We start from the raw sequence: 13,096 nt of genomic DNA on the forward strand, positions 1-13,096 counted from the left end.
TTGCTTTTTGTTATTAACGGGCATAGCCAAAGTTTAAGCCTGCGATGTTAAAGTTATAGCAATCCGTGCAAGTCCCTATGCCGAGGCATAGACGATTCCAATCAATGTTTACTGAGAATGTAAATCGGCCAAATTCTATACAATTATCAGTGTGAATAAAAGTGCATAGTTTATAAATCTCATATAGTAATCGATTACATTTGCAATCAATTTCTATCGAAAGTGAGAAAAGGCACTAAATTTAAATTTTTGGTGCCTAAACTCTGAACAAAACATCCTGTTTATACATTCAACGCCAGTATTTTTGATTTGCGCTGGTAGTTGTAGAGCCCCTGTTTCTCCATTGGTAGCTCATCGACACCAATTTCATAAAAGCCTTGTTCTCTGAACCAGTGGAGACTATGGGTCGTCAGCACGAAAATCTGGTCAATATCTTGGGATTTAGATTGATGTCTCATGTAGTTGAGCAGCAGTTGTCCTCGGTTGCCATCTCGGTAATCTGGGTGAATAGCAACGCACGCCATTTCTGCCATATGATCTTCAGGGTAACTGTAAAGTGCAGCACAACCGATGATCAGTCCATCTTTCTCGATGATGGTAAAGCGGTGAATCTCTTGTTCGAGTTGTTCACGAGAGCGACGAACTAAAATACCTTGTTCTTCAAGAGGGCGAATCAGGTCGAAGATACCGCCGATATCATCGATCTGAGCTTGTCTTACTTGCTCAGCACTCGCCATAACCACTTGAGTACCGATACCATCAAACGAGAACAGCTCTTGGATCAGTGCACCATCGAGTTTGTAGCTGATTAGGTGACAACGTGGTACACCTGCGCGACACGCAGCAATCGCACCCTTCAAGAATCGTTGTGTACCGCTGCCCATATCTAGAGTTGGGTCTTGCGATTCTGTGAGACGATCGAGTATCTGCTTGGCGTCTTTTGGGAACAGCTCTGCGAGTACATTGCCATCGGTGTCGATAACCCCTTGTTCAGAACAGAACCCGATCAATTTATCTGCTTTGAGACGAATCGCGACTTGAGTAGCGACCTCTTCGGAAAGAAGGTTAAAGCTCTCGCCAGTTACGGAGCTGGCAATGGGACCGAGCAGAACAATCGAGCCTTGGTCTAGAGTACGGTTGATCCCTTCGATATCAATGCGACGGATTCTGCCGCTATGACAATAATCAGTACCGTCATCAACCCCGAGAGGTTGTGCGGTGACGAAGTTACCACTCATGACATTGAGCTGAGTACCGGCCATTGGGGTGTTGTTCAAACTCATCGATAATCGAGCAGTGATCGCAAGTTGCAGTTGTCCAGCGGCTTGCATCGCCACGCCCAATGCATACTCATCAGTAACACGGACATTCTTGTGGTACGGTGTGTAGCAATCTTGTTTGGCGAGCAGTTCGTTTATTTGAGGGCGGGCGCCATGAACCAGAACAATTTTTACACCTAGGCTGTGAAGTAGTGCAATATCATTGATAATATTACCGAAGTTGCGATCGGCCACCGCTTCGCCTCCCAGCATGATAACCATGGTTTTTCCACGGTGAGCATTAACGTAGGGGGTCGATTGTCTGAAGCCTTTAACTAAGGCGGTGCTTCTTAATTTCACAGAGAGAATCCGTTATGGTTATTTATTCTTAAATCTAACATTTTTATTCAAATGTAAACAAGAATATTTTTGGAATAAAGAGCAAAGTATCTTTAAGAATACTTTATTCCGTAATCTTAATAAGTGTAAAATGTCAGTTGCTTCAAATTGAGTAGTTATAGTTATGCAAGCCCCAGTAAGTAAGAACAAAATCGACGACATCACCAAGAGCTTGTATAGCGAGGCTGATAAGCAGAAAAACGCCAACTTTAAACGTAAGTTTGTCGAGCGCAGCTTAATGCTATTAGCTCTGATAGGTTCGATAGCTGTGGTGATCTTGTATCAAGATGTCTTTGCTCGCATGCAGGCTGCGTCAACACCTAAGAGTATGATTTACGGCACTTGGGTGGAGCAGAATGTTGCACATTACGCCACCGATGAGTTCGTATTGAATGAGCGAGGTGTGACGGTAGCTGGCTCAGTGATTGCGACTGATTTTAGCTTTGATGGAAACTATTTTGAGTATCGCTCTGCAGGGAAGACTTTTCGCTTCAAGATGGTTAACTCGGACAATACCGAGATGAGGCTCGATTCTGATGCATACTACAATCCTGTCTTTCGTCTAAAAGGTTATAACGACCATTCAGTTCGTTAGGTTATCTTACTGTAAACTCTTACAAACTTAGATTGTGTTATTCAGCCGTTTTTGTCATCCTCGTTGCATAGAAATTTTAGGATGATTCTTGTGATTAAAAAATGGCTCCCTCTGGTTTCGACCTCTGTACTATTCGGCTGTGCACAACCGACAGACCGCGCTCAACAGTATTTTGATGATGAATTTCCTCGTACCTTAAATAAGGTTGAGCAAATCGAAACCAACTCCCCTAGAGACTACACGGCTTTTTCTGAACAAGCTGAGATGGTGGTTTCTAAATCTCCCTCGATGGCAAAAATCTATCAGCCACTTTATCAACAGTTAAACGAGTGGGCCCTGCAGAGTGGCAATCCACAAGATCTTGCGAATTACGGTGTGCAGGCTGCGCAATTGGGTGGGGGAGATAAGCAAGGTAATGTTCTATTTACTGGCTATTTCTCACCAGTGATGGAGCTGCGCCATGAGCCAAACGAAGAGTATAGGTACCCTGTTTATGCTTTACCTAACTGCGGCCAAGAGTGCCCAACGCGGGCAGAAATCTACGATGGTGCACTGGATGGACTCGGACTAGAGCTTGGCTATGCCGCGAATCGTATCGATCCTTTCATGATGGAAGTGCAGGGAAGTGGTTTTGTGCACTTTGGCGACGATGACACTCTCGAGTACTTTGCTTATGCCGGTAAAAACAACAAAGCGTATGTCAGTATTGGACGAGTGTTGATTGACCGTGGTCTGGTGCCTCGTGAAAAGATGTCTCTTAAAGCTATTAAAGAGTGGGTGATGGAAAATGATCCAGAAGTCGTAAAAGAGCTTCTAGAGCAGAACCCTTCTTTTGTTTTCTTCCAAGCGAATGAAGACTTGTCGGTGATGGGTAGTGCTGGTATTCCACTGCTACCAATGGCTGCAGTTGCTGGTGATCGTTCTATCCTGCCTATGGGCACGCCTATCTTAGCCGAAGTTCCACTGCTTAATGCAGACGGCACCTGGAGTGGAGCTCATCAACTTCGTTTATTGCTGGTGCTAGACACTGGCGGCGCGGTGAAGCAGAACCACCTAGACCTCTATCATGGTATGGGGGCTAGAGCAGGTACGGAAGCGGGACATTACAAGCACTTTGGTCGCGTTTGGAAACTTGGCTTAGACGGCAGTGCAACTGAAGCGCCATGGGCGTTGCCGCCTGAAAAGGCAGAGTAAGGTCGCCCGTTGAACTACATCGGCTAATCCCCTAGACTTTTTATTCAAGAGTGCGTATAAAACGCACTCTTTCTTTTTCTAATGTAATAAATTGGCGGCAACAATGCGTGAATTGACCACACCAGCTTCTGAAAATTATGACCAAAGATTTGGCGGAACTCGTCGCCTGTATGGCAACAGCGAAGTTGAAATCTTAAGAGCGGCACACGTGTGTGTGGTTGGTATCGGTGGTGTTGGTTCATGGGCTGTTGAAGCTTTGGCTCGTACTGGTGTTGGTGAGCTAACCTTGATAGATATGGATGATGTGTGTGTGACTAACATTAACCGTCAGATCCATGCAATGACAGGTACGGTTGGTCAAAGCAAGATTGAGGTGATGGCTGAGCGTGTTAAGTTGATCAACCCTGAGTGTAAAGTAAATCTGATTGATGACTTTATTGGCCCAGACAATCAAGCTGAGTACATTACCAAAGAGTTCGACTACGTCTTGGATGCGATTGATAGCATGAAAGCAAAAGCAGCTCTGCTGGCGTACTGTCGAAGCAACAAGATTAAGGTGATCACAACCGGTGGTGCTGGTGGTCAAGTTGACCCAACTCAGATTCAAGTTGCTGATTTAACAAAGACGATTCAAGATCCACTAGCGAAGAAGCTGAAAGATACATTGCGTCGTCATCATAATTTCCCGAAGAACCCTGCACGCAAGTTTGGTATTGAGTGTGTATTCTCAACTGAACAGCTGAAATACCCACAAGCTGACGGCAGTGTATGCGCAGCAAAAGCGACAGCTGAAGGCCCTAAACGTATGGATTGTGCGACGGGGTTTGGAGCTGCGACGGTGGTAACTGCAACCTTTGGCTTTGTTGCAGTATCGCGCATCGTTGAAAAGTTGATTCAGAAGTACAAGAAGTAGGAGCGACAGATGCATTCATTTCCTGACTCTCCTTTTGGTGCAACGATTACCAGTGATGATATTGTCGAGAAAATGGCAACGTTTCATGGCTGGGAAGATCGCTATCGCCAAGTGATTCAGTGGGGAAAAAAACTTCCTCAAATGCCTGAAGAGTTGAAAAGCGAGCAAGTGACTGTGGCTGGCTGCGAGAGCCAAGTGTGGTTGGTGGCTCAGCAAGACGGGGATGTTTGGCATTTCTGTGCAGATTCTGATGCGCGTATTGTTCGTGGATTGATTGCTCTTGTGATGGCAGCTTTTGATGGCAAAACGTCACAGCAGATTCAAGCATTCGATATCGATGATTATTTCGAGAAAATTGGTCTTATCGCTCACCTAAGCCCTTCTCGTGGCAATGGTCTAAAAGCGATTGTTGAGCAGATAAAGCAGTTGGCTTGCTAGCCGTAAAATTCCGACTCACGTTAAGAGGTTCCAGACACTTCGTCCCTCAGTTCTGGAATGACGAGCAGAACCTAGATTCGTCATTCCCTATAGTGACGAAGGAGCGTAGTAGGGAATCTCGTTTGCTCCCCACCAAAGTTAAAGCATATCCACCGCTTTCTCTATCGCAGCGACTAGCCTTTCAACATCTTCGATAGTGTTATAAATACCAAACGAAATTCGCACCGTGCCTTTAATTCCCAATGCATCCATTAATGGGTGAGCACAGTGGTGCCCCGCACGAACCGCAATGCCCTGTTGATCGAGCAGGGTCGCGATGTCCTGATGATGCACGCCATCCATAATAAATGTGACCACACTAGAGTTAGGTTGGTAACCAATCACTTTGATGTCATCCAATTGCGACAGAGCTTGGTAGGTCATATCGACCAGTTGATGGATGTGTGCCTCGACTTGTTGTTGTTCGAATTGACTTAGCCAATGAATCGCTGAGTCCAATGCGATTGCACCAGCCACATTAGGTGTTCCAGCTTCAAACTTTCCGGGTAATGCAGAGTAGGTCGTGCCTTCAAAAGAAACACGCTCGACCATCTTTCCGCCACCATGCCAAGGCGGCATCGACTCTAGTAATTCTAGTTTGCCATAAAGCACACCGATCCCTGCTGGTGCATAAAGCTTGTGTCCTGAGAATACGTAGAAATCAGCGTTAAGCTCAGTCACATTGACAGGCTCATGAACAATCCCTTGCGCACCATCGACAACCACAATCGCACCGACTGAATGTGCTTTTGTTATGACCTCTTCAATAGGCTGGCGCGTACCCGTGACATTGGTGATTTGTGCCAGTGCCACAATCTTGGTTTTCTCGCTCAATAGCGAATCAAACGCGGCTAAATCGAACTGACACTGTTTGGTCATTGGTACCTTGACGATCTTTGCACCAGTTTGCTCAGCGACGATCTGCCACGGAACAATGTTGGCGTGGTGTTCAAGTTCGCTTACTAGAATTTCATCTCCCGGCTTTAAAGAGCTTCGAGCGTAGGTTTGGGCAATTAAGTTAAGAGCTTCTGTCGCACCGCGAGTCCAGATGATCTCTTTGCTTGAAGCTGCTCCAATAAACTGAGCGACGTTATCTCGCGCGGCTTCAAACTGGCTGGTAGCTTTGGCTGTAAGGCTATGACTACCGCGATGGACATTGGCATTTTGCTTAGAGTAGTAGTCACTAATCGCATCGATCACCACTTGAGGTTTTTGGGTCGTCGCAGCACTGTCTAAGTAGATCAGAGGCTGTTGATTAACCTGTTGGGTGAGCGCAGGAAATTGATTGCGAATGTGTTGGATGTCTAGCATCTAAGATTACCTAAGAGTTGAAGATTGGATAGGGCGCTGAACTTAGCACTTCTATTTATTGTATCGTGAGTTGCTTGATCGTGGAGGCAAAATATCTCCGTCTATTTATGCCAAAGCACTTCTTGTTGTTTTACTCGGTCAAAGAGCGCTTGATTGGCTGGCGTTGCGATACCGTGCTTACGAGCTGTATTGAGCAAGTGACCAGTAATAAAGTCGATCTCAGTTTTTCGCTGATAGAACATATCCTGCTTCATCGATGAGTTGTTAGCCGCAGTAGCTTGGATAACTTGTTGAACGATTGAGCTGAGTGATTCGATAGAGGTTGGTAGATTCTCTGCTGTCATCACTTCAACGACTTCAGCAACGATGTCATTGACTATGGCTTGATATTTCTTTTCAGCAAGTTGACCATTTTTAACCTGTTCAAGACCAGTTAAAGGGTTAATCGCGCAATTTACCGCAAGTTTGTCCCACAACGCTTGATGGATATTGCTGTTCCAAACAACGTCGGGTAGGGCGTGATTGAGTACATCAACCAAGAAGGCACATTGGTTGCCGTTACTGTTGTAGCCACCAAGTTGGGTATTGCCCAGTCCAGTATGATGCACCTGAGTTGGTGAACTTTTATAAGCGGCTTGAGTTGTAGTAGCGAGAACTACCGGGAATGGTTCAATATGTGAAGCGATGTTATCTACTGCGCCCATACCGTTATGCATGAACAGAAGAATGGTATCTTTATCTATATGAGGAATAAGCGGCAGTATTGCAGACTCCACCTGCCAAGCTTTTACCGTAATTAAGATAAGATCACTATCGGCAAGCTTCGTTTGATTATTATTGTCGAATCGAACTTCAGCTTGGTCATCGAGTGATATTAAGTAGTCGGTTTGAGTAGAGTGGCTCCACACAGATACGTTATGACCAGCTTGATGAAGTTTAATTGCCCACAGTGAGCCAACGGCTCCCGGGCCAACAACAGTAATATTCACAATACGACCTAGTTTTATCAAATAGGTGCTCAGGATAGCGTTGCAGAATATGAAAGCAATAAAAAATGGCACCCGAAGGTGCCATTTAGGAAATTTTCTTAAAGCTCTGATTAGAACTTGTAAGTTACTGCAAGGTAATGACCTACGCCTGACGTACGACCTGCAAAACCGCCGTCTTCTAGACCGTAAACAGTTTCGTAAGCTTTAAGGCCGTAACCTACTGCGTAACGATCTGAGTGCCAGTAGATACCGTTGAACATAGCACCACCGCTGCTTTCTGCGCTGTACTCATCTTTCATACCAAATTGCCAATCGATGTAACCTTGGTAAGAGATGAATGAACCGTTCTCGAAGAAGTAGAAAGGTTTGAACCAGTTAGTAGAGATCTGGAAACCATTCCAGTCTTTTTGGTTTGAATCGTAGTTACCGTAAAGGTTTAGACCGATTTTGCCGAACCAAGGAACCATTACGTCAGAACCAAGACCGATTTTTTGTTGGTTTACACCGAACGTTGTATCAGTAGTGTTCACACCATCCCACGTAATTTCAGAAGCTACGTATAGCTCTTGAACTGGACCGAAAGAAAGGTCTTTACCTGTTAGGCCGTCGATAGACATACGAGGTGCAAACTTCATGAACATCTTAGCTTGATCGTCAGCTTTGTCGCTGCCTGGATCTGAAGTTAGGTTGAATACATCAACGTAGCCGTAAAGATCGAAGATACCAGAGCGGCCGCCGAATTCCATTTCAAGGTAATCGTGGTTTGAGTTTCCTGGTTTCTCGTTGAAGGCACCCATCAGGTTAAACTGCAGCCACTTGTAGTCGTTTTTGTGGATGTCGCCGTCTGAGTAGTCTGCTGCCATTGCTGGAGCAGCCGTAGCTGCTAAAAGACCAAGAGTTAAAAGTGATTTACGCATAATGGAACTCTCTCTGTTAAAAATAAGTAACTCGCTAATCCATGCGTGTTAGTGATGTCCGAATGCCGAGCATGATAGCGATTTTGCTCTCAATTAAAAGTGAGAAAGGATGCAAACTTAAAATAAAATGGTGATTCTGGTCACACAAATGATCTAAATAAGGGAACTTTGAGAGTGTAGTGCAACCCGATGCTGTCAGTTTTTTATTGATTTAGCGATTGCTGCATATTTTATAGATGAATTGAATAATTGATGTACGAAGCAAACGTTTTTGCAATATCTGGTGATCTAAATCTTATTATCAACACAAATGGTATAAAATAAATTGACACTATGTTTTTGGTCGTAAATAAACTTACATCTCAATATAAATAATACAAATTGGTTGGGCTGCAAATAAAAAGAGAGCCAATAGACCCTCTTTTATCACTGTGAGTTTAATGACTACTATTTCTGCTGACGTGCTTCTTCTAATAATCGAGCGAAGAAATGCCTCAAAGAGTAGAGCATGATCAAGCTCGGTACGACCATAAGTGCGGTAATAATGAAGAACAATGACCAGTCATTGAGGTAATCAACCAATTCACCACTAAATGAAGCCAATGTGGTGCGGCCAAAGTTACCGAGTGACGCGAGCAAAGCATACTGTGTGGCAGAGAAGGCTTGCCCAGTTAATAGCGTCAAGAAGGAGACAAACGCAACTGTCGAGAAGGCGGTTGTAAAGTTATCGACGATAATAGTGGCAAGGAATAAGGTTTCACTTGGACCAGTTTTAGCTATCCACGCAAACATTAGATTACTGCCTGCCATGGCGATACCGCCGATCATCAAGCCACGCACAATGCCAAACTTCACATTGAACACACTGCCTAATAAAGTGAAGAAAATAGTCGCGCCCCAACCGATCAACTTAGAGTAATGACCAATCTGCTCATTACTAAAGCCGATCTCTTTGTAGAAGGTGATCGACATTCTTCCTAAGAAGGCTTCACCAATCTTAAACAAGAACACAAACAGCAGCAGGGTAATTGCCACCTGCACGCCATTGCGTTTGAAGAAGTCATAGAATGGTTCGATAACGGTTACCGTAAACCAAGCGACTATCTTAGAGTCGACCACTTTGCTGTGTCGTTGTTGTGCCTGTTGTTGGAGACGTTCACGTTCTGTTTTGGGTTCTCCGACAAATAGCGTGAACAGCATGAGAACCACAACCACTCCGGCCATTCCATAGTAAACACCGTTCCATCCGATGGCATCAGCGTTGATGAATGCGAGATACCCCGGTAAGGAATACCCGGTCCACCATCCAACTACCGCCATTGCGGAAGCTTGCGGCAGTTTCGATGCTTCAGATTTAGGGAAGGTATCAATACGAAATGCATCAATCGCAATATCTTGCGTGGCTGAAGCAATAGCAATCGCGAGCGCCAACATTGAAGTAAACGCCAAATTTTCCGCGGGGTTAACGCCCGCGATGAACAAGGTGCCGATCAAAACAATGGTTTGACAGAAAAATATCCAGCTACGTCGCTGTCCAAGTATTGCATGAAGCACAGGTAACTTGACGCGGTCTACTAATGGCGCCCACAAGAAATTGATGGCGTAGACCGCAAATACACTACCGAAGTAACCAATTGCAGCGCGAGTTAATCCGGCGTCTTTCAGCCAACCTGACATATTTGAGCCGATTAATACCCAAGGAAAACCGCTGGAACAACCCAACATAAATACCCAGAGTAGACGCTTGTCTAAATAGCTACGGAAGGTTTGCATCCATGAAAGAGAGGAAGAGCCTGATGACATAGGGCGTCCTTGTATAGAAAAACGCCCTTAATGAGTTAAGGGCGTGAGAGGAGGTTATTTGATGACTTTAACGGCTGTAATCACGATTGGGTCGACTGGGATATCAGACATGCGGCCCACGCGTTTAGTTGGGATGGTAGCCATTTTCTGAACTACATCGAAGCCCTCTGTCACTTCACCGAATACCGCATAGCCTGGATTGCCAGCACCAGCATTGAGAAAGGTGTTGTCAGAATAGTTAATGAAGAACTGACGAGTTGCAGAATGTGGCGCGTTGGTACGTGCCATCGCTATAGTCGCGGTTTTATTTTGTAGACCATTGCTGCCTTCATTTTTGATTGGCGCATAAGTAGGTAGACGGTTCATATCTTCATCAAAACCACCACCTTGAGCCATGAAACCTGGGATCACGCGGTGGAATTGGCTGCCGACATAGCTGCCATCTTCTACGTACTTCAGGAAGTTTTCTGAACTGATTGGCGCTTGCTCTTCATTAAGCTCGATCGTGAAGTTACCTAGAGTGGTTTCAACAGCCACTTTTGGACCAGCCCAAACACTTGCACTTAGCATAGCTAGGGTAATAGAAGTTAGAATACGACCCATTAGAAACGCTCCTTCATGTAAGTTTGCAGTTCTTGGTCGTTGGCGATTTCAGTCAGGACTAGATTGATAACATCGTTTAGAACTAGCGCAATGTCTTCGTTTGAAGCGCTTAATGCACCAGTGCGAACTGCGGTACCATTAAAGGTTTTTACTAGCTTGCCTTCTGGTGTTTCAGCCGTCACTTCAAGTGTTACCTTACCATCCATTTGGTTTTCCATAATGGTGTGCTTAACGGTAACTAAGGCTTCTTGGATTTCAAGAACAACTGAGTTTTCGCTATTTACGCTTGCTCGGAAGCCCTGTGATTCTAGCTGTTGAGCTAATACGTTCTCTAGAGAGATACGCATGTTCTGCTTAGCGTGAATAGGTTGAATGTTGGAACGGCCGCTATCCACGAGTGCGACGTATTGTGCCGCACGTACATCTTTACTGCTTAGAGTGTACGTTTTGCCTTGTACTAGGTTGCTATTACTGAGAGAAGCTTCTGGAGCTAGGTTGATCTGCTCTTGTTGAGGCGTTGAACACGCTGTCAATGCCATAATAGAAGCTGCTAAAATCAGTTTTTTCATTCCAATATCCTTTCTAATTCCACACGAGACGCACGGCACTTTTCCCGTACGCGCAATACCACAGCTACTTATTAAAGTTAGCGGGCTCTCTTGTTGCTTGTAATATCTCAAATTTTTGGTTCAATTCAAGCGTTTCGACGTTCGCCTTGCCAAATAATCTCGCTAACTTTACATCGTATCCGAGGTGTCGGTTGCCAATAACAATTAATTTGCCCCCGTTGCTAAGAACATGCTTTGCATCACAAAACATCTGCCATGCGATATGATCTGTGATCGCTTGCTGTTGATGGAAAGGAGGGTTACACAGAACCAAGTAGGTACTGTTCTTCTTGAATCCATCCAAACAGTTATTGGCGATGAACTGGAAATTGCCTTCGTCCCCGATGTTGTCATGGATGTTCTGCTTAGCAGATTCTACAGCCATAAAGCTTTCATCAACACAGGTAATGCGAGCCTGTGGGTTCAGTTGCGCTGCTTTAACACTTAATACTCCGTTGCCACAACCTAGGTCGATGATATGACGAAGCTCAGGATCTTGCGGGATGTGCTCAAGCATATAGCGAGCGCCCTGATCGAGTGCTTCCCCTGAGTAAACGTTCGGTAAATTTTTCAGGCGGATATCTTCCCCATCAACGTCCCACTCAACGAATGGCTCAACCTTGTGAATAGGCTGACAGTTAGGTGACGAGAATACCAAGCGGTGTTTTTTCTTCGCCAAAGAGGTTTTAGTTTCGCCGAGGTATTTTTCAAATAGGTTGAGGGTAGAGGTGTGAATCTCTTTCACTTTATTGACACCAATCACTTGGCATCCTTCAGGAAGTGCCTGACGTAATTGACTTAGCTGCCACACTAAATGGCGATTGGTTTTTGGTAGCTGCATCAATACCAGATCAACGCCAACTGGAATGTCATCCATGGTATTGAGAAACTGGACGCGATTACATTGGTTGCGTTGCAGGTTTTTAAGTGCGCCGCGATGAGAGATGTAAGAGTCGCTCATCATCGTTACGTCATGATCTTGTGAGAACCAAGCGGATAGTGTACCGAAATGATCATTGAGAATCAGGATGTGCTTTCCAGGTTCTAGGTTCATATCTTCGACATGGTTGATAATGTATTCATCACCAGCATCCCACGCCTGTAGGGTTTCACTAGAACGTTTAGGGAAACGATGTAGAGTCAGGGTTCTGTCGTGTAGGGTAAGTTCGGTTTTCATTACTTAGATACTTATGTGAGAAATAACCGCGACATTCTCTCAAAAGCAGACTAAACAAGATAGAAAAAACTCTACATTCCCAAGAGTGTCATGTATTAAAGAGCCAGACAGTCTCCCGCTTTGGGTTTATACTGGTTTGATAGTGAATAATAAGAGTCCGATAAAGGAATCATGATGATCCAAGAAGTCATTGAAACGAAACTGCATAATGAGTTTGAGCCAACACATCTCAACGTCGTGAATGAAAGCTACATGCACAATGTTCCAGCAGGTTCTGAAAGCCATTTTAAGGTGGTCGTAGTGAGTGATGCATTTGAAGGGCTGCGTTTGATTGCACGCCATCGCGCGGTTAACCAAGTGCTTTCTGAAGAATTAGCGAATCATATCCATGCGCTCTCCATTCATACTTATACAAAAGATGAATGGCAGAAGCAGTTTGATAGCGTGCCAGACAGCCCTATGTGTATGGGCGGCAGCAAGTCGTAAAGTAGACAGATAAACAAAGGGTGGCATTGGCCGCCTTTTTTATCGCCAAATCTATCGGTTTTTCGTTGTTATATTGACCAAGTTGATGTCACCTTGAACGATTAAAAATACCCATAATTAGTAATGTTTTTATTAACAGTGTTTCAACATAATCGGAAAAATATTAGTTTGTGACAGAGTGTTAATCTCTTGTTTAAAACGCTATTAAAATGCCTTTTTATCTGTGCGGCTCGTCAAAATTATTCATATTTGAGAGTCCATATGCTTCAATTCTCACCAAATATAGCCCTTATTCAAGTTATTGGTCATGGCATCAAGACGTCAAAAAATGCTAGAATACGGCACCTGATAAATCTCACCTCATT

The 13,096-nt window shown here is 44.6% G+C and carries 13 protein-coding genes; 5 read left to right on the top strand and 8 right to left on the bottom strand.

All coding sequences use genetic code 11. The annotated features are described in order from the left end of the window. Positions 1-281: 281 nt before the first annotated feature. Positions 282-1,619 (bottom strand): amino-acid N-acetyltransferase, encoded by a 1,338-nt coding sequence (gene argA / locus AC6R05_RS18740; protein ID WP_285467974.1) that lies wholly within the window; start codon positions 1,617-1,619, stop codon positions 282-284. Between the two features lie 163 nt (positions 1,620-1,782). Between argA and AC6R05_RS18745 the strand changes: the two genes are divergently transcribed. From AC6R05_RS18745 to csdE, 4 genes are all read left to right on the top strand, one after another. After that, the gene (locus AC6R05_RS18745) at positions 1,783-2,253 is read left to right on the top strand and encodes a DUF2850 domain-containing protein (RefSeq protein ID WP_150871254.1); all 471 of its coding nucleotides are present in this window, start codon (positions 1,783-1,785) and stop codon (positions 2,251-2,253) included. Between the two features lie 81 nt (positions 2,254-2,334). Then, the gene (mltA, locus tag AC6R05_RS18750; protein ID WP_500648287.1) at positions 2,335-3,447 is read left to right on the top strand and encodes a murein transglycosylase A; all 1,113 of its coding nucleotides are present in this window, start codon (positions 2,335-2,337) and stop codon (positions 3,445-3,447) included. A 103-nt stretch (positions 3,448-3,550) separates the two neighbouring features. Then, positions 3,551-4,360 (top strand): tRNA cyclic N6-threonylcarbamoyladenosine(37) synthase TcdA, encoded by an 810-nt coding sequence (gene tcdA, locus AC6R05_RS18755; RefSeq protein ID WP_500648288.1) that lies wholly within the window; start codon positions 3,551-3,553, stop codon positions 4,358-4,360. Positions 4,361-4,369: 9 nt separating this feature from the next. Further along, the gene (gene csdE, locus AC6R05_RS18760) at positions 4,370-4,798 is read left to right on the top strand and encodes a cysteine desulfurase sulfur acceptor subunit CsdE (protein WP_500648289.1); all 429 of its coding nucleotides are present in this window, start codon (positions 4,370-4,372) and stop codon (positions 4,796-4,798) included. A 138-nt stretch (positions 4,799-4,936) separates the two neighbouring features. Here the strand turns inward: csdE and csdA are convergent, their stop codons facing one another. From csdA to AC6R05_RS18795, 7 genes are all read right to left on the bottom strand, one after another. Further along, positions 4,937-6,148 (bottom strand): cysteine desulfurase CsdA, encoded by a 1,212-nt coding sequence (csdA, locus tag AC6R05_RS18765; RefSeq protein WP_500648290.1) that lies wholly within the window; start codon positions 6,146-6,148, stop codon positions 4,937-4,939. Positions 6,149-6,249: 101 nt separating this feature from the next. After that, positions 6,250-7,137, bottom strand: coding sequence for a 2-dehydropantoate 2-reductase (panE, locus tag AC6R05_RS18770; protein ID WP_500648291.1), 888 nt, complete (start codon positions 7,135-7,137; stop codon positions 6,250-6,252). A 110-nt stretch (positions 7,138-7,247) separates the two neighbouring features. After that, positions 7,248-8,054, bottom strand: a complete 807-nt coding sequence (locus AC6R05_RS18775; RefSeq protein WP_500648292.1) for a nucleoside-specific channel-forming Tsx family protein — start codon at positions 8,052-8,054, stop codon at positions 7,248-7,250. 447 nt (positions 8,055-8,501) lie between these two features. Beyond that, on the bottom strand, positions 8,502-9,857 hold the full coding sequence (locus AC6R05_RS18780; protein ID WP_500648293.1) for an AmpG family muropeptide MFS transporter: 1,356 nt from the start codon (positions 9,855-9,857) through the stop codon (positions 8,502-8,504). Positions 9,858-9,911: 54 nt separating this feature from the next. Further along, positions 9,912-10,460 (bottom strand): peptidylprolyl isomerase, encoded by a 549-nt coding sequence (locus AC6R05_RS18785; RefSeq protein ID WP_500648294.1) that lies wholly within the window; start codon positions 10,458-10,460, stop codon positions 9,912-9,914. Continuing rightward, a complete protein-coding gene (locus AC6R05_RS18790) occupies positions 10,460-11,029 on the bottom strand; it encodes a YajG family lipoprotein (RefSeq protein ID WP_500648295.1) in 570 nt (189 codons plus the stop codon). The genes AC6R05_RS18785 and AC6R05_RS18790 overlap by 1 nt, the downstream gene beginning before the upstream one ends. Before the next feature lie 64 nt (positions 11,030-11,093). Further along, complete coding sequence (locus tag AC6R05_RS18795) at positions 11,094-12,245, bottom strand: methyltransferase (RefSeq protein WP_500648296.1); 1,152 nt, start codon at positions 12,243-12,245, stop codon at positions 11,094-11,096. Positions 12,246-12,419: 174 nt separating this feature from the next. Here AC6R05_RS18795 and bolA point away from each other — a divergent pair, with 174 nt between their 5' ends. Then, positions 12,420-12,731: a transcriptional regulator BolA gene (gene bolA, locus AC6R05_RS18800; RefSeq protein ID WP_032551419.1), complete on the top strand. Its 312-nt coding sequence runs from the start codon at positions 12,420-12,422 to the stop codon at positions 12,729-12,731. Positions 12,732-13,096: the final 365 nt, after the last annotated feature.

Source organism: Vibrio sp. R11-SG3-ISO9, assembly GCF_059834255.1.